Consider the following 23717-nt stretch of genomic DNA (forward strand, 5'->3'; position numbering starts at 1 on the left):
AAGCGATGGACGCCACAGATCCCGAAGATGCCCAACGCCCAGAGGATATAGGCAGTACCGACAGACTTGGGTTCAGCGGGGGGCAGCAGGTAGCGAGAACTCATGGAGATTTGACGAGATAACTCCGAGCGGGTACTTCCAGTTTGTCATCTTCTGGCCTGGACGGGCAGAAGAGAACCGGCAAAACCAATCCCTTTACCTCTAAAAGCGAGCTTGGACCCCTTCTAGGCTACTGCCTGAGGGAGGGCAGCCTCAACGGGAAAAGAACCGGAATAATGAGATCTGAAGCTCCCCAAGCTCGAAGAACTCCGTCCTGCCATCGCGAACGGTGGGCACACTCATAGGGAAGGTCAATGCTCGAGCCAATTTTAATCGGGTTGAGCGCTGTGCTCTGGGGCGGCCTCTGGGGCTACGCCACGCTGCTGGTCGTGCTGGTGAACTTTAAAGAGCAGGGATCGGTTTATGCCTATCCGATGCAAGCGGTGTTGGATCGCTTCGTGGAATCCTTGGGGTTAGACTGGCTCAAAGCTCTCCATGCTATGCAACTGAGGCCGCTGCGCCAGATCAGCTATGCTCTGTTCGGCGCCGTCACCTTGGGGGTGGCTTTCATGCTCTGGGTGTTGGGCTGAGGCGATGCCCAGATCAACAGGCGCATTCGCGCAGCAACTGCAAATGCATCAACCCAACCCGAGTTCTCGACAGGCCCATCATGAACGCTGCTCAACTGGTCGCCATTCTCTCTACTGCCATTGCCACCGCCACACCGTTGGTCTTTGCCTGCATAGGGGAAACCATTACCGAGCGGGCGGGGGTGATCAATCTCTCCGCAGAGGGGACGATCATGCTGGCCGCCATGGTTGGGTTCGCCGTGGCCAAGCTGACGGGAAGTCTGGCGTTGGGCTTTTTGGCTGCCGCCGCTGTGGGAGTGCTGTTTGCTGGGATTGTGGCCTTCGGCTCGCTGACCCTGAAGGGATCCCAAATTGCCATTGGTTTTGTCTTGGCCCTGTTGGGGGCGGATTTGTCTTCCTTTTTGGGCAATCCGTTCGTGCGGATCCCAGGGCCAACGGTGCCCAGCCTGCCGATCCCCTTCTTGAGAGAGGTGCCACTGCTGGGGCCGCTCCTGTTCCGAGGGGATCTGTTGCTGTACGCCAGCTACGCGCTCATCGGGGGAACTTGGTTCTTTTTTTATCGCACTCGGCCTGGCCTGATGTTGCGGGCCATGGGAGAACAGCCGGCAGCAGCCTTTGCCCGGGGCACCGATGTCATTTTCTGGCGCTATGTCTATACCCTTGTGGGGGGATCCCTATTGGGCTTGGCGGGAGCTGCTTTTTCTCTGGATTTCAAGGCCGGCTGGAGCCACCGACATACAGCAGGGTATGGCTGGATTGCTTTGGCCATCGTCATCTTCGGCGGCTGGAACCCCTTGCGGGTAGCCCTGGGGGCCTACCTGTTCGGCATTTTGCAGTCCTTTGCCGGAGTTGCCCAGACTACCATCCGCGCCGTGCCCACCCAAGTTTTTACGGTGGCTCCCTTTGTGTTGATGATTTTGGTGTTGGTGCTCACTTCTGGGGAATGGTGGGAGTACGGCTTGCGCGGGATCCCACCTCGGCTGCGGCGCTGGATCCAGCAGGCGGTGAAGGCCACTCCGCCGGCAGCTCTGGGGCAGCCGTTTGAACCGGGCTAGAGGTTGCTTCCGGCACTGCGGCTTGGGGGTCGCTGATCAGCCGGATCGGAGAGGGGAATCTGAAAGCGCTAGAAAATAGCCTGCAGTTTTTTAAGGCAAGCCTGGATCTGCGCCATTTCCGAGGGATCCAGCTTTTGGAAACGCTCTTTCAAGTAGGCGATGTGGGCCGGGAAAATTTCCTCAAACAGTTTTTCCCCCGCCTCTGTCAGCACGACCTTAAAGCAGCGTCGGTTTTCCGGGGGCACTTCCCGGCGCACCAGCCCTTTTTGTTCCAGGCGATCCACAATGCCGGTCAGTGTCCCTTTGGTCACCAGCGTTTTTTGGGCCAGGACATTCATGGTCATCCCAGGGGTATTGCCGAGGGTCACCAACACATCAAATTGGGGGGCGGTCAGCCCCATTTGCCGAATATGAACCCCGGCATAATTTTCAAAGGCTTGGTAGGCCCGCGCCAGGTCTCGCAACAGCCCCAAAAAAGGCTCACGGGCCGCCGCCACCGTCCGCGTCAGCGGAACGGAGTCCTCAGGGTTGAGAACCTCGTCGCTTTGAAGAGGAGGAGAGTTAGCGGGAGTGGGCATGGTTGAAGATCGCTGTTCGCGTTGGTGGAACAGAGTCCTGAGGGAACTCAACCCCAAAGGACAGTCTCGGCTCTATGATAGCCCACCGTAGTACAGTTCTAACGCAAATTATGGTCATTTCGATCCAAGCCAGGATACTGCACCTATGCCTAAAACCCTAAAACATTGAATGCACTGGGCCAGAAGGCTTTTCAAGGACTCCGTCCCGCTGGCGCGACCAGTAGCTCGGGTATCTCATCCTAAACTGAAACGACTATGACGGTTATTCCGGCAGCAGCGAAAGAAGGGCTAGGGATCTTCAGGGCAGTTGCAGCACCTGAACGGGCGAACCGGCAGGGATCTGGGTTGTTCCCACCGGCAGCACAGCCAAGGCATTGCAGCCGGCCAGACTGATGAGATTGCCGGAATTGAGGTTGGCGGCGGGCTGAAATCGGATCCCTTCGGGCTTGACCTGCAGCCGTCCCCAGAGGTAGTGTTCCCGCCGACCGTCGGCATGCAGATCCACAGCGCTGAAGGCGGAGAGGATCTGCCAGTAGGGGGGCAGGGATCCGCCCATTTTTCGCAGAGCCGGGTGCAAAAAGCGCCAGAAGGTCACCAGGGCAGAGGCAGGGTTGCCCGGCAGGCCAAAGTAGAGCTTGGGAGGGCCGTGGGGATTGGGAAAACGGGCCACCGTCAGGGGTTTGCCCGGCTTGATGGCCACACTGCGGATGAAAATCTCGCCTCCCAACTCCTCCAGCACCTTTTCCACCAGGTCAAAATCCCCCACCGATACCCCTCCAGAAGAGATCACCCCATCGGCAGAGGCCAGGGCCTGCTGGACGACCTGCCGCAACACCTGGAGCCGATCCGGCACGATGCCCAACTGGATCGGGATCCCACCCGCTGCCTTGACCAGAGCCGCCAGGCCGTACTGGTTGGAATCCACAACCTGCCCCGGCCCCGGCACCTGCTGGATGGGCACTAGCTCATCCCCTGTCGAGAACAGGGCTACCCGGGGCTGACGAAACACCGGCACCATCGCCTGTCGGATGGCAGCCAAAACGGCCAGCTCCGCTCCACCCAAAGCCTGCCCTGTCAACAGAACGGGATCCCCCTGCCGGGCAAAGTCTCCTTGGGGCCGGACAAATTGGCCCCGTTGCGGACGCTGCAAGAGGCGGACGGTTCCCGGCGAAGGTTGCTGCGTGTCTTCCTGCATCACCACGGTGTCCGCACCGCCGGGCAAGATAGAGCCGGTGTAGAGACGCACCGCTTGTCCGGGCTGGAGATCTCGGGTGGGTGCCTTCCCGGCGGGGAGAGTCTCGATCACCTGTAGCTCACAAGGGATCCCCGCTTGCACATCTTCATGGCGCACGGCATAGCCATCCATGCTGGAGGTGGGCCGGGCCGGAAAATCTTGGGGGCTATACAAAGTTTGGCTGAGAACGCGGCCTTGGGCGGATCCCAGCTCCACCCACTCTGTGCCCAGCGGCTGAACCGCCTGCAAAATCAGGGCTTCTGCTTCGGCCACCGGCAGCATCACGGCTTTTACAACCCCCTTCTCCAACACCTTTCTTCAGCATCCAGAAGTCGGTTCCGCCAAGGCCATTAAAAACAACTTAAACTGCGGACAGCGGCCATCAATTCCGACCTTGGCATGAGAAGTGTATGACCAGGATCCCACCAAGCCCCAGAGCTGGCAAGAAGTCGGGTCAAGTTGCTTATTCGGAGTCTGCAACTCTTTCTACTTCGGGATCCCGGCCTTGTTGGGGAGATGGGGATCCCGGCAGCGTTGCAACCGGCCATAGGCTATCTGGCTGCTGTGACTGCGGAAGCTGGATACTGGTCGCGTAGCGGGCGTAGCCTTAGGACGACTGAGCCACCGGATAGCTCGAGTGCAGCAAGCGAGGTGTCTATGTTAAATGCCGCCGTCATCCTCACGATCTTCCTTGGCTTCTGGGGAGTCGTGGTTAAGCGCAACCTCATTATGAAGATCCTGTCTATGGATGTCATGAGCACCGGGGTCATCGCCTTCTTCGTGATCTGGGCAGCCCGGAGCGGTGTGTTCACCCCCATCTACAAACCCTGGCGCGAGCTGGACTATGCCGACCCGGTGCCTCAGGGGATCATCCTCACGGCCATCGTCATCGGCCTGTCGGTACAAGCCTTGATGTTGGTGGGGGTGATGAAGCTCTCCCGCAATCATCCCACCCTCGAAGTCGAGAGCATCGAACAGGCACTCGCGTCAGGGGCGCGGAGCACTTTTACCGATGACTGAGCTGACGCTGGTATGGGTGGCGCTGCCCTTTCTGCTGGCCTTCACAACCTACTTGATGCCAGCCCTAACCCGTCCCAGCCTGGTGGGGATGGCTGCGCTGACGGTGGTCTATGCGGTGCAGCAGGGGGGCTTGCCCGGCACAACCGCCACACCCCTGGAGCTACAGCTTTTGGATCACTTCGGGGTGACGCTGCGGATCGATGCCAATGGAGCAGCGATGCTCTTGGCCCACGGCCTGGTCACGCTAGGAGTGGCCCTGTATTTGGATAGACGCTTTGCGGGCAGCCGCTTTCTGGCCATGCAGTTGCTGATCGTCCACGGTAGCGCCAATGCTGTCGTCATCAGTGCCGACCTGATCAGCGTCTACGTTTCCCTGGAGGTGCTCAGCATCGGCGTGTTTTTGCTGCTGACCTATGGGCGGCGGGCTGAGGGCCAACCCACAGTGGAAGAAAATGCTCCGCACCGCGATCGCCAGCTCTGGGTGGGGCTGCGCTACCTTTTCATGAGCAATGTGGCCATGCTCTTCTACCTGATGGGCGCAATCCTGGTCTATGTGCGCACGGGATCCCTGGCGATGAGCAGTTTAACTATGGCCGACCCCACAGCCTTGGCGCTGATTGCTGTGGGTCTTTTGGCCAAGGGGGCGATCTTCGTTGCCGGCCTGTGGCTGCCTCTCACCTATGCTACCGCGGATCCCGTTATCGCGGCGGTGCTCAGCGGTTTTACGACCAAAGCAGGAGCCATGGCCTTGGTGCGCTGCAGCGAGGCTTCGCCGATCTTGGCCCAGGGGTTGCCCTACTTGAGCGCCGGTTCAGCCGTTTTCGGGATCCTACTGGCCCTGATGGCGAGCACGCCCCAGCACCTTCTCGCCTGGAGCTCGGTATCGCAGATGGGATTTGTGATTGCTGCCCCTCAATGGGCAGGTTTGTACGGTCTTGCCCATGGGTTGGCAAAGCCCTTGCTGTTTGTTGGAACAAGCGTGACCCATCCCTGGCGTTGGCCGATGCTGCTCTTGGGGACGGCTTCCCTGGCAGGGGTACCCGGCAGTTTGGGGTATGCGGCCAAGGCCCTCAGCTTGTCTGCTCTGGATCCCTGGCACGAGTGGCTGCTGGTGGGGGTTACCGTCGGCACCACGTGTTTAGGCGTGCGAGTGCTGCGGGCACCTGTTTCTCCAATGAAGGGGGCAACCACCTCTGCAACTCCTTGGCAAGATAAAGTGGCACTGGTGCTTTGGGGTGGGGGCTTGCTCTGGGGCTGGCTACCGGCGGCCTATGGCGCTGACAATCTTCTCAAGGCGCTCCTCAGTTTGGGCGTTGGGATCCCCCTAGGCTGGTTTTGGGAGCGGATCCCTTTGAAGGGAGGGTCGGTGAACGAAGGGCTGGAAGCAGTGGTGGGCGGCTTGAGCATAGTGTTGGTGCTGGTTTGGGCTCTGTTAGCTGTGGGGAACTATGGGACGCTACCCTGAGTTGGGTCTATTGGAGATCGGCCTGCGCCTCTTGATTTGGTTTCTGCTGACGGGCAATCTGAGCTGGGACAATGTGGCCATCGGGGTGGCGGCAACGTTGCTGCTGCCGCGCCAGGCTTCCGCACCGGTGCAATGGCGGGATTGGGGGCGAGTGCTCCAGGAAATTCTTCTCGCCATCCCAAGAGCCTACTGGGAAGCCTTCGAGATGATCCTCAAGCCCCACACTGTTGAGGAAGTTGTATACAAACAAACCCTGCCCAACCGTTCAGCAGGGCTGGTGTTTCTGGATATCTTTTTAATTACCTTCACGCCCAAAACCATCGTGCTCAATTGCAATGCCCAAGGCACTTATGAAGTCCATGTGCTCAAGCCGCGGGAGGACGTGTGAACCTACTGCTGTTTCTCCTGACCCTAACGCTGTGCTTGCCCCTGTATGCCGCTTGGCTGAAGGAAGATATTTGGCAGACGATGCTCGCCTTTGCCAGCTTGGCCACAAAGACGGCCATCCTGATTTTGGTGGTGTCGGTGGTGCGGGATGATTGGATGATCGGGATTGTGGGGGTTTTGATTTTGTCGGTGGGCAATGCGGCCTTAATGCTCTTGGCTCATGTACTGAAACGGCTGGAAATGCTTTAGAAAGGCCCTGGGGGTAGGTATGGAAGTCTGGGTGGAAGGTCTGAGCTATCTGTTGTTTGGGATTGGTGTGCTGTTTTGGCTGTGGGGAACGGCGCCGCTCCTTGGGGATCGCTCGATTTTATTTAAGCTGCACGGCCTTTCGGTGTCGGACACCCTGGGCTCTATGAGCATCATGCTGGGGCTGCTGTTGCGGATCCCACGGGAATGGCCCCTGTTGGTGTTGGCACTGATCTCCCTGGCTATTTGGAATACCATTCTGGGCTATGTGCTGGCGTTTTGCTCGCAGCGCAAGTCCCTATAGGAGGGCAGGATGGAAGAGACCCTGTTGCTGGTGATGGCGTTACTCCTGCCCCTGACGGCAAGCTTGGTGGTGACTCAGACCAATCCCTACCACGCCTTGGTGATGCGAGGGATCCTGGGGACAATTGCCGCCCTGATCTATGCGCTGTTTGGGGCGGCGGATGTGGCTCTGACCGAGGCGCTGGTGGGCACTATGCTTTCCATTACCCTCTACGCCATTGCGGTGCGCTCTTCGCTGAGTATGCGCCTGGGCGTTCTTGAAGGCAGCCCTGTGCTGGAGGCCAGTACCTCAGCAGCACGGCAGTTGTTACAGCAGATGCGCCAAGGGCTACAGCGGTATCACATGCGCTTGGAGTTGGCCGCCTATGGGAGTTCGGAGGCGTTGGTGGCTGCTCTTCGCAGCCGAGAGGTACACACCATTGCCCTTGAGCCCGGTGGAGAAGCAGCAGAGTATCGCCTGGTTACACGCGTACCCCGCCTGCAGGCCATTTTGGCGCAGCAAGCTCTGGCCGCTGAGGTGATGGCGACATGAAGTGGGTGTACGGGATAGCGGTGCTGCTGGCAGCCCTACAGCTCATTGTGGGCGAGGCGGGATCCGTTTCCCCCAATTCCACAGCGGGCGTGGCCTTAGTCGAGGCGGTGGAGATTCTGGCCAGCGAAAGCGGTGTGCCCAACACGGTGACGGGTCTTATTCTGCGCAACCGCCTCTACGATACGGTCTTTGAAGTGGTGGTGTTTTCCACGGCAATTTTGGGCGCCCAATATCTGCTGGCGGATGAGCAGCCGACAGCCAATGTAGCTCAATTTACCGATATTCCCTCGATTGTGTTGGCGCGAGTGGGAGCCACCATTTCGGCTTTGATCGCGGTGGAGCTGGCCATTCGAGGGCACCTGACGCCGGGCGGAGGCTTTGCTGCCGGGGTGGCGGGGGGGACGGCCATTGGCTTGGTGGCGATCACCGCCTCTTCCACCTGGATGGAGGCCATCTACAAACGGTGGCGGGCTGCGATGTGGGAGAAGCTGTCGGTGGTGACGTTTATCGGGGTGGCCGTGGTGGCTCTGGCCGGCTGGGAATTGCCCAGAGGGGAGTTGGGAGCTCTGTTTAGCGGCGGCTGGATCCCGATTCTCAATATTCTGGTGGCGATCAAGGTGGCGCTGGGATCCTGGGCGGCAGTTTTGATCTTTATTCGCTACCGCGGCTTGTTATGAGGTTTCAAATGGGTTGATGAGAGGCACCCCTGTCCTGGCAAAATCACGGACATTACGGGTAACCAGGGTAAGTCCGTAAAACAAGGCTGTAGCAGCCAGTTGTTTGTCAATCGCATTTTGAGAGTGAGGTACGCACAGGCTTCCCCATACCTGGGCTTCGGTAATTGTGAAATCAAGAATGTGATCGGCATAGTCATCGACAACCGTTTGCAGCCACCTCTCCAGAAGGTTGGCTTGCAGATGATCGCCGCGATGGCGCATGAGTTCAACGCCTCGGCGGAGTTCGCCCAGCGTGATCACGCTGATGTAGATGCGGGCCTCTTGCTCAATGGCAGTTTGAAGAAATTCTTGAACCCCGGAGTTGGCTTGACTGTGTTTGCGCAGCTCACTGATGACGTTAGTGTCAAGCAAATACGTCATGGGCAGTGTTATCTTGCACCCGCTCAAAGTCTGAATCGTTGCCAACGTTAGGTATCGATCTGAGCACTTCGGCAAAGGACTGTTTCGCAGGCTGTAGTAAGACTTGCTCTAGGATTTTGCGGTGTTCGGCCTCTGCACTAACGCCGTGACGACTAGCCCTTTGTTTGAGAGCTTTGACAATGGCTTCGTCAACATTGCGAACAATTAACGTGGCCATAGAGCGTTTCCTCGATCGGCAGATCCCTGGGCGGCTTTGCTGCGACGATAGCATTGATATCATCTAAAGTTCAAGTTTTCCCGTCTATTGATACTGATGAAGAAGCTGCCCTTTTGCGGGTTGCCCCAGAGAACTCCTGCCTGCCAGGGATCCAAGCTCTGCCTGCTGTGCATAGCCTTTGAAAGCGCAACACTCAAAAAAGAGGGATCCCGATGAGCAACTTGACCTGCAGGTGACCTCTACAATAGAAGGCTGACTCTGCCACCTGGTGGGATCCCTATGCCGCGCCGCACCGATATCCACAAAATCTTGCTCATTGGAGCGGGGCCGATCGTCATTGGCCAAGCCTGCGAATTCGACTACTCGGGCACCCAAGCCTGCAAAGCCCTGCGGGAAGAGGGCTATGAGGTCGTTTTGGTCAACTCTAACCCCGCCACCATCATGACGGATCCCAGTATGGCGGAGCGCACCTACATCGAGCCGGTGACGGCGGACTTTGTGGCCAAAATTATCGAGCGGGAGCGCCCTGATGCTTTGCTGCCCACCATGGGCGGCCAGACGGCCCTCAACGTGGCGGTGCAACTGGCCCAGCAAGGGATCCTGGAGCAGTACGGGGTGGAGTTGATTGGGGCCAAGCGGGAGGCCATTGAAAAAGCCGAAGACCGGGATCTCTTCAAGCAAGCCATGCAGCGGATTGGCTTGGCCGTGCCCCGCTCTGGCCTGGCCCACACCCTGGAAGAAGCCAAGCAGATTGCCCAGGAGATCGGCTATCCCCTCATCATCCGCCCGGCCTACACGCTGGGGGGCACCGGTGGTGGGGTGGCCTACAACCAGGAGGAGTTTGAAGAGATCTGCGCCGCCGGTTTGGAAGCCAGCCCCGTTTCCCAGATCTTGGTGGAGGAATCGGTCATCGGCTGGAAAGAGTTTGAGCTGGAGGTGATGCGGGATCTGGCGGATAACGTGGTGATCATCTGCTCCATAGAAAACATCGACCCAATGGGGGTGCACACCGGCGACTCCATCACCGTGGCCCCGGCCCAAACCCTCACCGACAAAGAATACCAGCGGCTGCGGGACTATGCCATCGCCATCATGCGCGAAATTGGCGTAGAGACCGGGGGATCCAACGTGCAATTTGCCGTCAACCCTGCCAACGGCGAGGTGCGGGTGATCGAGATGAACCCGCGGGTCTCCCGCTCTTCTGCTTTGGCCAGCAAGGCCACCGGCTTTCCCATCGCCAAAATTGCCGCCAAATTGGCAGTAGGCTACACGCTGCCGGAGATCCCCAACGACATCACCCGCAAAACCCCGGCCAGCTTCGAGCCCACCATCGACTATGTGGTCACCAAGATCCCTCGCTTTGCTTTTGAAAAATTCCCCGGCGCAGAGCCGGTTCTCACCACCCAGATGAAATCGGTGGGGGAGGCGATGGCCATTGGCCGCACTTTTCAAGAATCCATCCAGAAGGCCCTGCGCTCTTTGGAAATCGACCGTCCCGGTTTTGGCAGCGATAGGCCGGAGGTTTTCCCCAAGCCGGAGGAAGTGCGGGCCAACCTGCGCACCCCCAACCCCTTCCGCCTGCTCACCATCCGCACCGCTCTGCTCATGGGCTTTTCTGCCCAGGAGATTGCCCAACTCACCCACATCGATCCCTGGTTTATCGACAAGCTACAGGAGTTGGTGGAGGTGGAGCAAGCCCTCAAGGGGCGGGAGCTGGGATCCCTGAGCGCTGACGACTTGAGACACCTCAAGCAAATGGGCTTCAGCGACCGACAAATTGCCCACCTCACTGGATCCACGGAACATCAGGTGCGGGCCTGCCGCAAAAGCCTGGGGGTGATCCCCACCTACAAAACTGTAGATACCTGCGCCGCCGAATTTGAGGCTGCTACCCCCTACCAGTACTCTACCTACGAGAGCGAGTCGGAGATTTTCCCGGCCCGCAAAGAGAAGGTGATGATCTTGGGAGGTGGCCCCAACCGCATCGGCCAGGGGATCGAATTCGACTACTGCTGTTGTCATGCTGCCTTTGCCCTCAGCCGCCTGGGTTACGAAGCGATCATGGTCAACTCCAACCCGGAAACCGTTTCCACCGACTACGACACCGCTGATCGCCTCTATTTTGAGCCGCTCACCCATGAAGAGGTGATGAACTTGGTGGATGCTGAGCAGCCGGTCGGCCTGATCGTGCAATTTGGCGGTCAAACTCCCCTCAAGCTGGCGCAGGGGCTGGCAGCAGCCCAGGCTCCCATCTGGGGAACTTCCCCCGACTCCATCGACATTGCTGAGGATCGGGGGCGCTTCGAGCGCATCTTGCGGGAGTTGGATATTCGCCAGCCGGCCAACGGCATTGCCCGCAGCGTGGAAGAAAGCTTGGAAATTGCCCGCCGCATCGGCTATCCGGTGGTGGTGCGGCCCAGCTACGTCTTGGGGGGACGAGCCATGGAGATCGTCTATTCCGACCAAGACCTGCAGCGCTACATGCAACTGGCGGTGGCGGTGGATCCGGATCGTCCGGTGCTGGTGGATCAGTTCCTGGAAGAGGCGGTGGAGGTGGATGTGGATGCCATTGCCGACCGCACCGGCGCTGTTACCATCGGCGGCATTCTGGAGCACATCGAGCAGGCCGGGATCCACTCGGGCGATTCGGCCTGTGTATTGCCCAGCCGCACCCTCAGCCCCGAGGTGCTGCGGGTGATCCGCGAGTGGACGGTGAAGTTGGCCCAAGCTCTGAAGGTGGTGGGCCTGATCAACGTGCAATACGCCGTCCAAAAAGGTCAAGTCTATATCCTGGAGGCCAATCCGCGCGCCTCCCGCACCGTCCCCTTTGTCAGCAAGGCTATCGGCCATCCGCTGGCGGACTACGCCGCTCAGGTGATGAGCGGCAAAACTCTGGAAGAGCTGGGCTTTACCCAGGAGGTGATCCCCTCCCACATTGCCGTCAAAGAAGCGGTTTTGCCCTTCCACAAGTTTCCCGGCACCGACACGCTGCTGGGGCCGGAGATGCGCTCCACCGGTGAGGTGATGGGCATTGACACGGACTTTGGCCGCGCTTACGCCAAAGCCCAACTGGCGGCGGGGCAGAATCTGCCTCTCCAGGGGACGGTGTTCATCAGCGTCAGCGACCGGGATAAACAGGCGGTCATCCCGGTAGCCCGCGAGTTTGTGGGGCTGGGCTTTCGCCTGTTGGCCACCGAAGGAACCCAAAAGGTTTTGGCCGAGCACGGGATCCCGGTGGACAAAGTCCTCAAGCTGCACGAGGGACGGCCCCACGTCATCGACGCCATCAAAAATCACCAGATTCAGCTCATTATCAACACCCCTTCCGGTGTCGAGGCGCAGCAAGATGGCCAAAAGATCCGCCGCACTGCCCTGGCCTACAAGATCCCTCTGGTGACAACCCTGGCAGGAGCCAAAGCCACCGCGGCTGCCATCCGTGCTTTGCAGTCGGGATCCCTGCAGGTGAAGTGCTTGCAGGATTTTTTCTCTGTCTAGGATTCTGGAGGAAAAAAAGCAGGTCCCGGACGGCACCTCTTTCCTAAACCTATCCTTAAGAAACGTCTGCTCAAGCTTGGCTGCCATCAACTGCCAGTGACCGACCTTCGCCGGGAAGCTCTCAAAGACCTCCAAATTGCAACATATCGGTGCTGATTTGTATCGACAAATCCATTTTTTTCACATTCCCGTTGCGAAAGTTAGGGATCCCTGTCGGCGTCCCTAAAACTGTCTAGCCTGAAAGAAGGAGACGCTTTTGGCGGTCGGCGCGGGAAGAGTTTTGCCCCGTTCAAGGAAGCCGACAAAGCAAAGAATGGTTTTGTCTCTTTAGGAGTTGGCCTATGAGTACGGTAATTCGCCGCTCCTCGGCTGCACGGCAGCTCTGGAGTTGGAATGGCTTTTGTCAATGGATAACCAGCACCGAAAACCGGCTGTACATCGGCTGGTTTGGCGTATTGATGATCCCGACCTTGTTGGCAGCGGCCTTTTGTTTTGTGATCGCTTTTATTGCTGCTCCGCCGGTGGATGTGGATGGGATCCGCGAGCCGGTGATCGGCTCTTTGATAGGGGGGAACAATCTCATCTCGGCGGCGGTGGTGCCCACGTCGGCGGCCATTGGCCTGCACTTCTACCCCATTTGGGAAGCCGCTTCTTTGGATGAATGGCTCTACAACGGCGGCCCCTACCAACTGATCGTGCTCCATTTCCTGATCGGGGTGTGGTGCTACCTGGGCCGGCAGTGGGAGCTGAGCTATCGCTTGGGCATGCGTCCCTGGATTGCGGTGGCGTTTTCCGCTCCGGCGGCGGCGGCTACGGCAGTGCTCTTGGTCTACCCCATCGGCCAGGGCAGTTTCTCGGAAGGCTTGCCCCTGGGGATCGCCGGCACCTTCTACTTCATGCTGGCTTTCCAGGCGGAGCACAATATCCTCATGCACCCTGCTAGCTGGCTGGGGGTGGCCGGCGTCTTTGGCGGCGCTCTGCTGGCCTCCCTGCACGGCTCCCTGGTGATCTCCAGCCTAATCCGCGAGACCTCGGAAGAAGAGTCACAAAATGCCGGCTACCGCTTCGGGCAGGAGGAAGTCACCTACAACTTCCTGGCCGGGCACTACGCGTTCTTGGGGCGGCTGGGGTTCCCCGGCCTGGGCCTGAGAAACAGCCGTTCCGTCCACTTCTGGATGGCGGCCCTGCCCACAGTGGGGATTTGGGCGGCGGCAATAGGTATCGGCATAATGGCCTTTAACTTGAACGGCTTGAACTTCAACCAGTCCATCCTGGACAGCCAGGGCCGCTTCATCCCCACCTACGCCGATCTCCTCAACCGCGCCAATCTGGGGATCCAGGTGATGCACGCCCCCAACGCCCATCATTTTCCCTTGCTGCTGGCGGCTCAACCCTAAGGCAGGCTAGGGGCAGTCCAGCCGGAAAGCGCGGTGAATAGCTTGCAAGGCCGGGATCCCTCGATCCCGGCGCACTACACAGCTCACCTTGATCTCCGAGGTGGCGATCATCTCGATGTTGATTCCGGCTTCGGCTAGGGCTGCAAACAGGCGAGCAGCCACGCCAGGGTAGGTTTCCATCTCGGCGCCGACAATGCTGACCTTGGCAATGTCGTGATCCGCGTCAACGCCTGCCGCCTGGAGCTCTTCGGCCACCTGCCGGCAGACTGCCTCAGCAGCCATCGCTTGATCCTGAGGCACGGTAAAGGCAATGTCGGTACTGGGGATCCCGTTGTGGTAGCCCCGCTGGCTTTGGATGATGGTGTCCACGATGATCCCGGCAGCCGCCAAGCGCCCAAACAAATGGGCGGCAGTTCCCGGACGATCCGGCACTTTGCGAAGGCCCAGCCGCGATTGCTTCAAATCCAGGGCAACACCGCGTACCGGGTGGCTGTCTTGAGGGGCAGCCGGCATCTTTGCCCGATGCAAGTGGGGGATCACCTGGAACGACTCTCCCAGAGCCAAGGCGGCATCACCGGCCCGCTCCGCAGCCACCACACAGCTCACCTTGATCTCGGACATGGAGATCATCTGCAAATTGATCCCGGCCTCGGCCAGCACCTGGAACATTTGCGCCGCGATCCCAGGTCGGCCCATCATCCCCACCCCGGCAATGCTGACTTTGGCCACCGCCTCATCCACAATCACCGCTGCACACTGCAGCTCTTGGCCAATCCGCCGGGCAACGGCTGCAGCCTCGGCCACCTGCGACCGACTGACCGTAAAGGCAATGTCATTGGTGGGCTGGGGCACGGATCCCTGCGGCAAGGAGTCCGTCCCGCTGGCGTGAGCGGCTGTGAACTGGAGCGACTGCAAAATCAAATCCACATTCACCCCTGCCGCCGCGATCCCCTGAAAGAGCTGGGCGGCAATGCCAGGGCGATCCGGCACCCCCACCAACACCAACTTGGCCTGATCCCGATCCAGCTCCACCGTATCCACCGCCAGGCCCAGCTCGATACTGCTGTCGGCAGCACGAGGACGGGGGGGAGGAGAAAGAATGAGAGTGCCCTCGCATCCCGCCTGCAACGGCTCCAAGCTGGAGCGCACCCGCAGCTTCACACCGTAGTTGCGGGCAATTTCCACCGAGCGGGGATGCAGCACCTGGGCCCCCAAGCTGGCCAGCTCCAACATTTCATCACTGGTGATCTCCGGCAACAGCCTGGCCTCAGGCACCTTACGCGGATCCGTGGTGAAGATCCCCGGCACATCGGTGTAGATCTCACACAGCTCTGCTCCCAAAGCCACTGCCAAGGCCACCGCCGTGGTGTCGGATCCCCCCCGACCCAGGGTGGTGATCTCCAGCTCCGCCAGGCTGGTGATGCCCTGAAACCCGGCCACCACCACCACCTCTTCCCGCTCCAGGTGCTGCCACAGGCGGTCGGTGTGGATGTGCAAAATGCGGGCCCGGCTGTGATCCCGAGTGGTGACAATGCCCACCTGGGCTGCCGTCAGGGAAAGGGCAGGACACCCCAAGCGTTGCAGCGCCAAGGCCACCAGGGCAATGCTCACCTGCTCACCGGTGGAAAGGAGCATATCCCATTCCCGCAACTGGGCCGGTGTGGTCGGGGATCCCTGCAAGATCTGCTCCCCCAAGCCCACAAGGCGATCGGTTTCATCCCCCATCGCCGAGACCACCACCACCACCCGATGCCCTGCCTTCACCGTGTGGGCCACCCGTTGAGCCACGGCCTGGATACGCTCCACAGAGCCGACAGAGGTACCGCCGTACTTTTGAACAATTAAGCTGCGTTGCATGAGAGGAGAATGAGGTCAGGGGCGGTTTGGATCCTACCCCGGATCTAGGCCAAGCCCAGTCCATTTTGCAAAAACGGCGGTACCGGCAGCAGGATCAGCACCAGCAGCGTTAGCATCCCCAGCCCCAGCAGATCCCGGGCCTCGTCCAGTTCCGTCACATCGTTGAGGGCCGGCTCGTCAGCACTGGAAATCACAAACAGCAGCAGCGCCCAGAGCAACAGCCAAGGCTGCACCGTCAAAGCCAGCAGCAACACCAACCAGCGGGCTACCCGGCCCACATTCGCTCCCATCCGCTGTCCATACACTGCGTGGACAATGTGCCCTCCATCCAGTTGGCCCACCGGCATGAGGTTAAAGGCAATCACCACCAAGCCCAGCCAGCCGGCAAAGGCCAGCGGGTGCAGCTCGATCACCTGCCCCGGCTGCAACTGATCCCCCAGCACCATGCGGGCCAGAATTGCCAGCAGCACCGATAGGCGCGGGTCAATGCGATGAAAACTAATCGGGGTCGGCTGCCCCTCCGGCACCGTGGGAGGATCTGCAGGCGCTGAAAACACCAGCCCCAGCAACAGCATGCCCAAAGCAACAAGACTCCCTGCCAGCGGCCCGGCGGCGGCGATATCAAACAACACCTTGCGGTTGGGCACCGGCTCTTTCAACTGGATAAACGCCCCAAAAGTCCCTAGGACAAAAGGCACCGGGATGAAATAGGGCAGCGAGGTTTTGATGTGGTGGCGGCGGGCCACCCAGTAACGAGTCCACTCATGGGATCCCAAAATGGCAAGGATCCCGACCGCATAGGGCAATCCTTTCATCAGAGAGGGCAAATGCAGCAGCCGGTCAGGGCTAACCCCAGCCGCGTGGGCCCCAGCACTGAGGGTTGTCCAGAAGGTGAATAGCAACAGCCCCAAAGCCAGCAGCGGCAACTCTCGACTGTCCGCCAGGGAGCGCCGCGCCGCCGGGTTGGGCACCAAGGCAAAAAAGGGCTTACCGGCAAACCCCTCCTGCAGCACCACCAAAAAGCGTTTGCCGAAAGTGGTTTCCACGTTTTGCTGCACCCGCTCATAGGCTTCACTGGGATCCGCCCGCAAGTTGCCCCGGCAGATGATCGCCTGGGGGCGGTACTCCACATTTTGCAAATAAAAGACGTTCCAGGGGAAGCAATGGCTCAGCTTCTCCCGCGGCACTTCGGAGATGGGGGTGTGGGCAAGAGCCAGCGAGACCGGATCTGCGGCGCCGTCTTCCTCCTCTTCCTCTGGCTCAGGTTCCCCAGCCGGCGAGGGATCCGCTTCTGGAGAGGAGTTTTCCACCTCTGGCCGAGGGCCTCCGGTTGAGGGTCGAATGCCCCCTCGTCTCACCAAGGTCATGCTGGTAAAGTAGGAGGTGAGAAACAGCAGCAACATCAGCAAGGGAGGCAATTCGTACTGAAACACCTGACGCCCCAGCACCCAAACCAAAGGGGGCAGCATCATCACCAGCCACAGGATCCGCCACGGCACCTTCGAAAGGCGGGCCACACTTTTTTGCAGCAGCAGGTAGGTTGCAGAACCCACCAGCGCCAACAGGATCCAATCTGCCATGAGTTCAAAAAACGGAGGAGAACACCTCTACCAAGCTAGCGGCAAATCCAATCCCCTCGCTACAGCTTGCAGCCGGGATCCCTGAAGAGCCAATTGAGGCTTGGCCTGCCCATAGATCGCCACCATTCCGGGGCAAACTTTTCATTCGCGCGAGCGGTGCGGAGCACTTTACTTCTTGTCAGCAGTGGGGCGAAAAAGAGGGATCCCCTTGAGGCGTGCTTATGCTGCCGGCGTCCACTGCACAGCTTCGCCCATGGGCCCCAACCTCAACCCAGTATCTATTCTGGCCAAAAGGTATTCCCTGTCATGCCTCGCAGGGTGAAATAAACAAATAGAAGCAACAAAAGGGATCCCAGCGTCACCATGGCCGCCGCTGTTGGACTTTTGCGATACAGGCTAACAAAAGGCTGGAGGCCGGCCCAGATCCCCCCCAGCAAAACGGTAATAAAGTAGGTGGGGTAACGGGAGACATTCTCCACAAATTGGTCTTCCAGTCTGCGGGGGGGCTGCGGCTGTGGCATGAGCAGCTCGGGCTCTAACTCCTTTCTCCTCAGTGTGCCACAGGTTGCTGTCAACCACCCGGAGCTTGGCCATCTTCAGGGAATTGGCAGCAACTCAAAAAACAAACTTCCGTTGGCGCTCTTTTTGCAGCCGGGCAACTTCAGCTCCAATGGATAAAACAACGGCTGTGGCACCAACTGACCGGCGCCGGCCTCTGCCGCTTGGCTCATAGCCTCTGCAAGGGGGAAAATCTGCCATATTTGAGTATCAGAAAGAACATCTCCTTGACCAAAGAGGGGTTGGAGCGAAGGGGAGACTGCGCAGATTCAGGAAACCGAGAACCTGATATGGTAGGCGTTATCTTGCCTGCTTTGCCCGTTTGCTTGGCGCGGCCACTTTCTTCTGGACTGATGCGAGAATTGCCCTCTGATGCTTCCAATCGTGCCGGCGTACCGTTTGGGGATCAGACCCTGGCGCTGATGCGCGTCCAGGAGGCCCTAGATCAACTGGAGGCAGCCATTCTCAGCAGCCCTCGTCTGTTCTGGTCTCGCACCCTCATTGAAGAAGAAAAGATTCTGGAGCAGTTAGACTTTATCCGCCTGAACCTGCCGACAGCCCTGGAGGAAGCGGAAGAATTGCTGCGCCAGCGGGATCGGATCTTGGCGGAGGCCAATCGCTACGCCCAAGAAATTGTGGCCACGGCCCAGCGCAGGGCCGAGCAGCTCCTCAACGAATCGACCATTCTGCGACAGGCCCAAGCTCAAGCGGAGCAGTTGTTGCAACAAACCTATCAACAGAGTGAGGAAGTGCGGCGACAGACGCTTCAGGAATCGGAGCGCCTGCAGCGGGAAGCCCACCGTTACGTGGATCAGGTTTTGCAAGACCTGGAGTTGCGGTTGTTGGAATCCTTGCGGGTGATCCGCAACGGGCGACAAAATCTGCAAACCTAACAGCAAAGAGCCAGACTGCGACTTGAACGCTGCCTTCAACCTGCGCCAAGAGCACTGTTTTATCTTTGTCCCACGTTGTGCAAGTCTTTGGGAGCAGTGGGTTAGGGATCCCCTGAGCAGGCGAGGGACAGCTCCCCTCGCTAGACTTGAGCAGAAGACGTTCCCCGGCGGCCCTTGACATCCTCTCTGCCTATCATCCTTGGCGTATCTGGCGCTTCAGGGATGCTCTATGCTGTGCGTGCTCTGCATGTTCTGCTCAGCCTGGACTACTGTGTCGAAGTGGTGGTCTCCAAAGCGGCCTATCAGGTGTGGCAGGGAGAACACGGGGTGCTGCTGCCGACAGACCCCCGCAAGCAGGCCCACTTTTGGCGACAACAAGCCGAGAGCAGCGGTGGATCCCTGGTTTGTCATCGCTGGCAGGATGTGGGGGCAACCATTGCCAGTGGCTCCTATCGCACGCAGGGGATGTTGGTGATCCCATGCAGCATGGGTACAGTTGCCAAGTTGGCTGCCGGCTTGAGCTCGGATCTGCTGGAGCGGGCTGCTGATGTGCAGCTCAAGGAGGGACGACGCTTGGTGGTGGTGCCGCGGGAAACCCCCTTTAGCCTGATCCACCTGCGCAACTTGACCACTCTGGCAGAAGCGGGGGCGCGCATTGTTCCGGCCATTCCAGCTTGGTACCACCAGCCGCGTACCATCCTAGATTTGGTGGATTTTGTGGTGGTGAAGGCGTTGGATCAGTTCGGTATTGATGGCGATCTCATTCGCCGCTGGCAGGGGATGCGCCAGCATCAGATCCTCAAGCTGCCCCCTGATCTCTGAGCGGGATCCCTTTTCCCGGCGGCAGGCTGGGATTTGGCTTGGGGGTGTTCCAAGCTGGGGGGGGCCCTGTGCCGATAGCCCTCACTTGTGGCACCTTGCCGGGAATAGCTCAGATCACTTGCTGAGCTAGCCGACTCGGGGATCCCGCTGAAGGGGGGTGGGCAAGTCAGGGCAGGTCTCCAGACTGGCCGCCCATTCCCCGATGAGGGTGTTGACCCAGTGAGGCAGCTCGTCGTGGGCGCAGTGGCCTACTCCCGGCAGCTTCACCAAGGTGAGGGCAGGTTGCCAGCGCTTAAATTGGTCTGCCAAAAAACTGGGCACTGCCGGATCTTCTCGGCCCCAAAGTAGCAAGATAGGCATTTTTAGGGTGGGCAGCAGGCGTTTGGGGCTGTCGAAGCGGCGGCAGAGAATGGCCCTCAGACCGTCCAAAAACACGTGGGCTGCCCCCGGCTCAAAGGCCGGCCTCTGGAAGATCTGCACCAGCTCCTCATCCACCTGCTCATCCCGCTTGTAGACGTTTTTGATCCAAGCCCGCAGCACCTCGGTTTGCCGCAGCCAGTTAAACAAATGGGGATAGGTGAGTGGGCAGCCCAAGACGGCCAGGATCCCGTCGCAAAGGAGCTGCACCAAGACATCCCAGGGAGGGGGTAATTCTTCGGGGTGAGGCCCATCGGCACAACTGATCAAGCACAAGCCTTTCACCATTTGGGGATAGCGGGCGGCGGCAATTACCCCCACCAAGCCCCCGATGGAATGGCCTACCAGGATGCTGGGCTGCTGGATGTGAGTTTGCCAAAACTCGTACACCTGCTCCACCCACAGATCAACGCTGTAGGCGATCTCCGGCTTGGCACTCTTGCCAAATCCCAGCAAGTCGAGGGCATAGACGGAGCGCTGGGATCCCAGAGGGACGATGTTGTGGCGCCAATGGCCCACCGAAGCCCCAAATCCGTGGATTAAAAGGGCCGGAGCTGCCGTTAAGTTGACTACACCGGCAGGGGTTTGGGCACGACTGGGAGTGTAAGTGAAATGGATGGGCCAGCCCCGCCAATGCCAGGTTTGGGGGTAGCCGTAGCGAGGCAAAGCCGACAAGGGATCCCTGTCGCTACCCGTTGGGGAAGGGGGGGGCGCATCAACAGAGGAGAAACCAGGAGCGCCAACGGAATTGGCGCCGACGGGAGCAGAAGGGGAAGGATGGGAGTCGAGTCCGTGCAAGGGAGAAGTGGGTGATAACAATAGGCTCATCTCCAATTTAGGCTAGACCAATCTTAGTGGTTTCCTCGGCTCATCATTTAATAGGACGTACTTTGCCACCGGTTCTTCTATATCTTCCAGGACATGCCAGCATGACTGTGTCCATAACCCCAGACCCAATGGATGAAGCCTTCGGGATAGACCCGATTACCGCTGCCAGCTTTCGCCAGATCGATCAGGAGATCGGCCCCCACCCCTGGCAAGGGATCCCTTATGAGGTGGTGCGCCGCGCCATTCATGCCACTGCCGACTTTGAGCTACGGGATCGCTTTTTCTTCGGCCCCAACGCCGTCGAACAAGCCCTGGCAGCCCTGCGGCAAAAGCGGCCTGTCGTTGTCGATGTCAGGATGGTGGCAGCCGGGATCCAGTCAGGTCTGAGAGCGCAAGGGATCCCGCTCCATTGCGCTTTGGACTGGGTGGAGGAGCCTCGTTGGCCCGGCCAAACCCGTGCCGCTAATGGGATGGTGAACTTAGCACGCCGCCATCCGGAAGCCCTGTTTGTCATCGGCAATGCCCCCACTGCACTGCTGGCTTTGGTGGAGGAGATTCGGGCACAGCGGGTCAAGCCGGCCTTGGTGATCGGAGTGCCGGTGGGATTTGTGGCGGTGGAAGAGGCCAAGCAGGCGTTGGCGCAAACGGATGTTCCCCAGATTCGCGTGGAGGGCCGCAAAGGCGGATCCCCGGTAGCCGCTGCCGTTGTCAACGCCCTTCTCTTGGCAGCCCAACGGGATCTCATCCCCAACTGACTAGAATTGAAGGGATATCTTCAGACCTTTCCCATGACCCCAGAACAAGAGGAGTGGCTGATTCGCAACCTTCAGCAACAACAAGAACAAATCCAAGAAATGCGGGCCGAGCAGCAGCGGTCGGCTGAGCGCTTTGAGGCTCAGATGGTTGAGATGCGGCAGGGCTTTGCAGCCCAAATCTCCGAGATCCGGGCTGAGCAGCAGCGGTCGGCCGAGCGCTTTGAGGCCCAGATGGCCGAAATGCGAGCCGAGCAGCAGCGGTCGGCTGAGCGCTTTGAGGCTCAGATGGTTGAGATGCGGCAGGGCTTTGCAGCCCAAATCTCCGAGATCCGGGCTGAGCAGCAGCGGTCGGCCGAGCGCTTTGAGGCCCAGATGGCCGAAATGCGGGCCGAGCAGCAGCGGTCGGCTGAGCGCTTTGAGGCTCAGATGGCCGAAATGCGGGCCGAGCAGCAGCGGTCGGCTGAGCGCTTTGAGGCTCAGATGGTTGAGATGCGGCAGGCCTTTGCAGCCCAAATCTCCGAGATCCGGGCTGAACAGCAACGATCTGCCGAGCGCTTTGAGGCTCAGATGGCCGAAATGCGGGCCGAGCAGCAGCGGTCGGCTGAGCGCTTTGAGGCCCAGATGGCCGAAATGCGGGCCGAGCGGCAGGCTATGGAAGCCCAACTCCAGACCGAAATCCAGGAGATCAGGGCGTTGATCCAACAGAACCAGGAGCGGATTCGACAGAACGAAGAGCGGGGAGACGAGCTGGAGGTGGCCATACAGGAGTGCCGCCGAGATATGCAGGCTGGGTTTGCCGAACTGAGGGAAGCGCAAGCCATGATGATGGAGCAATTTCGGGAGCGCGATGGCCGCCTGATCGAGGCTCAACTCAGCTTTATTCGGGAGATGCGGGAAATGCAACGGGAAGTGGCGGAGCTGCGACTGGATTTTCTCAATCACATGCGCCAATACCACCCACCTGTCGAACGTTAAATGGCTACGGCAGCACCTGGGCGGTCACCTCAGCTTGCGGTCGTAGGGGTAGCGGGGGATGGCTCTGTGGCTTCCTGGGGGATCCCCCCCCTTTCCCAAGCCAGGGTTTTGGCAGGAGCCCCTCATCTGCTCCGGCACTTTACCGATCATCCGGCCCGCAAGATCCCGCTCACCGGGCCGGTGGAAAGTTGGATCCCGCTTTTGCAGCAGGAGATGGCTCAGGGATCCCTAGTTTTGTTGGCCAGCGGGGATCCGTTTTTCTTCGGGATTGGGCGCCTGCTGACGGAATATTTCCCGGCGGAGCAACTGGCTTTTTACCCCCAAGTCAGCTCAGTACAGTTGGCCCTGAACCACTTGCAGATTCCCTGGCAGGAGGCAACCATTCTCAGCCTGCATGGCCGAGGGGTGGAACGGCTACAGGACGCTCTCAAACAGGGATCCCCCCTCATCGTGGCCCTGACCGATCCGGAGCACACGCCGACGGTCTTGGCCCGCTTCATCTCCGACCTGCGGCTGCCGGTGCGCTACCAAGCCTGGGTATGTAGCCAACTGGGATCCCCTCAAGAGCAGATCGTGCCCCTCCAGGAAGGTCAGAATTCATCCTTCTCCAACCCCAACGTGGTGGTGCTGCGACGGGTAGAACCGGAGCCAGATCCCCATCGCTGGCCTTTGGTCGGGATCCCGGACGACCAGTTCTACACCTTTCCCGACCAGCCCGGCTTGATCACCAAGCAGCCCATCCGCCTGCTCACCTTGGGATCCCTGCAGCTCCCCCAGGAGGGCGTGGTGTGGGACATCGGTGCCGGCACCGGCTCGGTGGCCATCGAAATAGCCCGTCTTTCCCCCCAACTTCAGGTGTACGCCGTTGAGCGGAATGCCGCCGGCATCTGCCTGATTCGGCGCAACCGGCAACGCTTTGGACTGGAGAACCTGCAGGTGATCCCGGGGGCAGCCCCCCAAGTGTTGGCCGACCTGCCAGATCCGGATCGGGTGGTGCTGGGCGGTGGCGGCAAAGGGATCCGCAATCTGCTGCCGGTGGTGGAAGCCCGCCTGCGGCCTGGAGGGATCTTGGTGGCCAACTTCGCTACCCTAGAAACCTGCAGCGAGGCCCTGCAATGGCTGCGTTCGCGCGGCTGGCAAGTCCGAGTGGATCACGTTCAGATCTCCCGCTCTGCCGTCCTGGCCGAGGGCACCCGCTTTGCCCCCCTGAACCCGGTTTACCTGCTGCAGGGGATCCCTTCAAACTCGGAATCACAGTGAACTTACTGAACTGATCGCCCCTCTCTTTTGGGGAGAGGAGCTAGGTCGTGTTGATCTTATGTTAGGATAGAGAGAGTAATTTATAGAGGAAAGAGGATGAAGTTGGTTTTTTTAGAT

The 23717-nt window shown here is 59.6% G+C and carries 24 protein-coding genes; 16 read left to right on the plus strand and 8 right to left on the minus strand.

Annotation, left to right across the window (positions count from 1 at the left end; all coding sequences use genetic code 11):
* Positions 1-353 precede the first annotated feature (353 nt).
* Complete coding sequence (locus NW870_RS10080) at positions 354-629, plus strand: hypothetical protein (RefSeq protein ID WP_414375133.1); 276 nt, start codon at positions 354-356, stop codon at positions 627-629.
* Between the two features lie 80 nt (positions 630-709).
* Positions 710-1684 carry an ABC transporter permease gene (locus NW870_RS10085; protein ID WP_414355801.1) on the plus strand — a complete coding sequence of 325 codons (975 nt, stop codon included), beginning with the start codon at positions 710-712 and terminating at the stop codon, positions 1682-1684.
* A 68-nt stretch (positions 1685-1752) separates the two neighbouring features.
* On the opposite strand, the gene NW870_RS10090 is transcribed toward NW870_RS10085, so the two are convergent.
* Both NW870_RS10090 and glp read right to left on the minus strand, forming a co-directional pair.
* Positions 1753-2262: a MarR family winged helix-turn-helix transcriptional regulator gene (locus NW870_RS10090; protein WP_414375135.1), complete on the minus strand. Its 510-nt coding sequence runs from the start codon at positions 2260-2262 to the stop codon at positions 1753-1755.
* A 298-nt stretch (positions 2263-2560) separates the two neighbouring features.
* A complete protein-coding gene (gene glp / locus NW870_RS10095) occupies positions 2561-3778 on the minus strand; it encodes a gephyrin-like molybdotransferase Glp (RefSeq protein ID WP_414375154.1) in 1218 nt (405 codons plus the stop codon).
* A 375-nt stretch (positions 3779-4153) separates the two neighbouring features.
* On the opposite strand from glp, the gene NW870_RS10100 reads away from it, so the two are divergent.
* The 7 genes from NW870_RS10100 to NW870_RS10130 are packed head-to-tail and all read left to right on the plus strand — an operon-like array spanning position 4154 to position 8126.
* A complete protein-coding gene (locus NW870_RS10100; RefSeq protein ID WP_414350428.1) occupies positions 4154-4516 on the plus strand; it encodes a cation:proton antiporter subunit C in 363 nt (120 codons plus the stop codon).
* Positions 4509-5981 carry a cation:proton antiporter gene (locus NW870_RS10105; RefSeq protein ID WP_414375137.1) on the plus strand — a complete coding sequence of 491 codons (1473 nt, stop codon included), beginning with the start codon at positions 4509-4511 and terminating at the stop codon, positions 5979-5981. Before NW870_RS10100 ends, NW870_RS10105 begins: the two co-directional genes overlap by 8 nt.
* On the plus strand, positions 5965-6369 hold the full coding sequence (locus NW870_RS10110) for a Na+/H+ antiporter subunit E (RefSeq protein WP_041436089.1): 405 nt from the start codon (positions 5965-5967) through the stop codon (positions 6367-6369). The genes NW870_RS10105 and NW870_RS10110 overlap by 17 nt, the downstream gene beginning before the upstream one ends.
* Positions 6366-6617 carry a hypothetical protein gene (locus tag NW870_RS10115; RefSeq protein WP_011431878.1) on the plus strand — a complete coding sequence of 84 codons (252 nt, stop codon included), beginning with the start codon at positions 6366-6368 and terminating at the stop codon, positions 6615-6617. The genes NW870_RS10110 and NW870_RS10115 overlap by 4 nt, the downstream gene beginning before the upstream one ends.
* A gap of 19 nt (positions 6618-6636) precedes the next feature.
* Entirely contained in the window at positions 6637-6918 is a 282-nt protein-coding gene (locus NW870_RS10120) for a monovalent cation/H(+) antiporter subunit G (RefSeq protein WP_011431879.1), read from the plus strand.
* Between the two features lie 9 nt (positions 6919-6927).
* Positions 6928-7449 carry a DUF4040 domain-containing protein gene (locus NW870_RS10125; protein ID WP_414357736.1) on the plus strand — a complete coding sequence of 174 codons (522 nt, stop codon included), beginning with the start codon at positions 6928-6930 and terminating at the stop codon, positions 7447-7449.
* Positions 7446-8126, plus strand: a complete 681-nt coding sequence (locus NW870_RS10130) for a Na(+)/H(+) antiporter subunit B (protein WP_414375139.1) — start codon at positions 7446-7448, stop codon at positions 8124-8126. The genes NW870_RS10125 and NW870_RS10130 overlap by 4 nt, the downstream gene beginning before the upstream one ends.
* Here NW870_RS10130 and NW870_RS10135 read toward each other — a convergent pair.
* Both NW870_RS10135 and NW870_RS10140 read right to left on the minus strand, forming a co-directional pair.
* Positions 8121-8546, minus strand: coding sequence for a type II toxin-antitoxin system VapC family toxin (locus tag NW870_RS10135; protein WP_414375141.1), 426 nt, complete (start codon positions 8544-8546; stop codon positions 8121-8123). The two genes, NW870_RS10130 and NW870_RS10135, sit on opposite strands and share 6 nt — an antisense overlap.
* The gene (locus NW870_RS10140) at positions 8530-8763 is read right to left on the minus strand and encodes a FitA-like ribbon-helix-helix domain-containing protein (RefSeq protein WP_071818136.1); all 234 of its coding nucleotides are present in this window, start codon (positions 8761-8763) and stop codon (positions 8530-8532) included. The genes NW870_RS10135 and NW870_RS10140 overlap by 17 nt, the downstream gene beginning before the upstream one ends.
* Before the next feature lie 279 nt (positions 8764-9042).
* Between NW870_RS10140 and carB the strand changes: the two genes are divergently transcribed.
* Complete coding sequence (gene carB, locus NW870_RS10145) at positions 9043-12258, plus strand: carbamoyl-phosphate synthase large subunit (protein ID WP_414375142.1); 3216 nt, start codon at positions 9043-9045, stop codon at positions 12256-12258.
* A gap of 341 nt (positions 12259-12599) precedes the next feature.
* Positions 12600-13655, plus strand: coding sequence for a photosystem II q(b) protein (gene psbA, locus NW870_RS10150; RefSeq protein ID WP_414329388.1), 1056 nt, complete (start codon positions 12600-12602; stop codon positions 13653-13655).
* Positions 13656-13661: 6 nt separating this feature from the next.
* Here the strand turns inward: psbA and NW870_RS10155 are convergent, their stop codons facing one another.
* The 3 genes from NW870_RS10155 to NW870_RS10165 form a co-directional block, all read right to left on the minus strand.
* A complete protein-coding gene (locus NW870_RS10155) occupies positions 13662-15512 on the minus strand; it encodes an aspartate kinase (RefSeq protein WP_414375144.1) in 1851 nt (616 codons plus the stop codon).
* 44 nt (positions 15513-15556) lie between these two features.
* The gene (locus tag NW870_RS10160) at positions 15557-17092 is read right to left on the minus strand and encodes a site-2 protease family protein (RefSeq protein ID WP_414375145.1); all 1536 of its coding nucleotides are present in this window, start codon (positions 17090-17092) and stop codon (positions 15557-15559) included.
* Positions 17093-17370: 278 nt separating this feature from the next.
* On the minus strand, positions 17371-17613 hold the full coding sequence (locus NW870_RS10165) for a DUF751 family protein (RefSeq protein WP_414375147.1): 243 nt from the start codon (positions 17611-17613) through the stop codon (positions 17371-17373).
* Positions 17614-17940: 327 nt separating this feature from the next.
* Between NW870_RS10165 and NW870_RS10170 the strand changes: the two genes are divergently transcribed.
* Together NW870_RS10170 and NW870_RS10175 are read left to right on the plus strand one after the other, a co-directional pair.
* The gene (locus NW870_RS10170) at positions 17941-18543 is read left to right on the plus strand and encodes a hypothetical protein (RefSeq protein ID WP_414375148.1); all 603 of its coding nucleotides are present in this window, start codon (positions 17941-17943) and stop codon (positions 18541-18543) included.
* 174 nt (positions 18544-18717) lie between these two features.
* Entirely contained in the window at positions 18718-19365 is a 648-nt protein-coding gene (locus NW870_RS10175) for a flavin prenyltransferase UbiX (protein ID WP_414356563.1), read from the plus strand.
* 126 nt (positions 19366-19491) lie between these two features.
* Here the strand turns inward: NW870_RS10175 and NW870_RS10180 are convergent, their stop codons facing one another.
* The gene (locus NW870_RS10180; RefSeq protein WP_414375149.1) at positions 19492-20610 is read right to left on the minus strand and encodes an alpha/beta fold hydrolase; all 1119 of its coding nucleotides are present in this window, start codon (positions 20608-20610) and stop codon (positions 19492-19494) included.
* Between the two features lie 101 nt (positions 20611-20711).
* On the opposite strand from NW870_RS10180, the gene NW870_RS10185 reads away from it, so the two are divergent.
* From NW870_RS10185 to cbiE, 3 genes are read left to right on the plus strand one after another with little or no spacing between them, the layout of a single operon-like run.
* Positions 20712-21365 (plus strand): cobalt-precorrin-8X methylmutase, encoded by a 654-nt coding sequence (locus tag NW870_RS10185; RefSeq protein ID WP_414375151.1) that lies wholly within the window; start codon positions 20712-20714, stop codon positions 21363-21365.
* 33 nt (positions 21366-21398) lie between these two features.
* On the plus strand, positions 21399-22340 hold the full coding sequence (locus NW870_RS10190; protein ID WP_414356556.1) for a hypothetical protein: 942 nt from the start codon (positions 21399-21401) through the stop codon (positions 22338-22340).
* Positions 22341-23600, plus strand: coding sequence for a precorrin-6y C5,15-methyltransferase (decarboxylating) subunit CbiE (gene cbiE / locus NW870_RS10195; protein WP_414375152.1), 1260 nt, complete (start codon positions 22341-22343; stop codon positions 23598-23600). It begins immediately after the preceding gene.
* Positions 23601-23717 lie beyond the last annotated feature (117 nt).

It is taken from the genome of Synechococcus sp. R50.1 (assembly GCF_047462115.1).
Classification (GTDB): Bacteria; Cyanobacteriota; Cyanobacteriia; order Thermostichales; family Thermostichaceae; genus Thermostichus.

Coding starts and splice junctions, on each gene's coding strand:
- NW870_RS10090 (WP_414375135.1), bottom strand. CDS start 2,262: ATGCCCACTCCCGCTAACTCTCCTCCTCTTCAAAGCGACGAGGTTCTC.
- cbiE (WP_414375152.1), top strand. CDS start 22,341: ATGGCTACGGCAGCACCTGGGCGGTCACCTCAGCTTGCGGTCGTAGGG.
- NW870_RS10110 (WP_041436089.1), top strand. CDS start 5,965: ATGGGACGCTACCCTGAGTTGGGTCTATTGGAGATCGGCCTGCGCCTC.
- NW870_RS10105 (WP_414375137.1), top strand. CDS start 4,509: ATGACTGAGCTGACGCTGGTATGGGTGGCGCTGCCCTTTCTGCTGGCC.
- NW870_RS10100 (WP_414350428.1), top strand. CDS start 4,154: ATGTTAAATGCCGCCGTCATCCTCACGATCTTCCTTGGCTTCTGGGGA.
- NW870_RS10190 (WP_414356556.1), top strand. CDS start 21,399: ATGACCCCAGAACAAGAGGAGTGGCTGATTCGCAACCTTCAGCAACAA.
- NW870_RS10160 (WP_414375145.1), bottom strand. CDS start 17,092: ATGGCAGATTGGATCCTGTTGGCGCTGGTGGGTTCTGCAACCTACCTG.
- NW870_RS10165 (WP_414375147.1), bottom strand. CDS start 17,613: ATGCCACAGCCGCAGCCCCCCCGCAGACTGGAAGACCAATTTGTGGAG.
- carB (WP_414375142.1), top strand. CDS start 9,043: ATGCCGCGCCGCACCGATATCCACAAAATCTTGCTCATTGGAGCGGGG.
- NW870_RS10125 (WP_414357736.1), top strand. CDS start 6,928: ATGGAAGAGACCCTGTTGCTGGTGATGGCGTTACTCCTGCCCCTGACG.
- NW870_RS10135 (WP_414375141.1), bottom strand. CDS start 8,546: ATGACGTATTTGCTTGACACTAACGTCATCAGTGAGCTGCGCAAACAC.
- NW870_RS10155 (WP_414375144.1), bottom strand. CDS start 15,512: ATGCAACGCAGCTTAATTGTTCAAAAGTACGGCGGTACCTCTGTCGGC.
- NW870_RS10180 (WP_414375149.1), bottom strand. CDS start 20,610: ATGAGCCTATTGTTATCACCCACTTCTCCCTTGCACGGACTCGACTCC.
- NW870_RS10085 (WP_414355801.1), top strand. CDS start 710: ATGAACGCTGCTCAACTGGTCGCCATTCTCTCTACTGCCATTGCCACC.
- NW870_RS10080 (WP_414375133.1), top strand. CDS start 354: ATGCTCGAGCCAATTTTAATCGGGTTGAGCGCTGTGCTCTGGGGCGGC.
- NW870_RS10120 (WP_011431879.1), top strand. CDS start 6,637: ATGGAAGTCTGGGTGGAAGGTCTGAGCTATCTGTTGTTTGGGATTGGT.
- glp (WP_414375154.1), bottom strand. CDS start 3,778: ATGCTGCCGGTGGCCGAAGCAGAAGCCCTGATTTTGCAGGCGGTTCAG.
- psbA (WP_414329388.1), top strand. CDS start 12,600: ATGAGTACGGTAATTCGCCGCTCCTCGGCTGCACGGCAGCTCTGGAGT.
- NW870_RS10170 (WP_414375148.1), top strand. CDS start 17,941: ATGGTAGGCGTTATCTTGCCTGCTTTGCCCGTTTGCTTGGCGCGGCCA.
- NW870_RS10130 (WP_414375139.1), top strand. CDS start 7,446: ATGAAGTGGGTGTACGGGATAGCGGTGCTGCTGGCAGCCCTACAGCTC.
- NW870_RS10140 (WP_071818136.1), bottom strand. CDS start 8,763: ATGGCCACGTTAATTGTTCGCAATGTTGACGAAGCCATTGTCAAAGCT.
- NW870_RS10185 (WP_414375151.1), top strand. CDS start 20,712: ATGACTGTGTCCATAACCCCAGACCCAATGGATGAAGCCTTCGGGATA.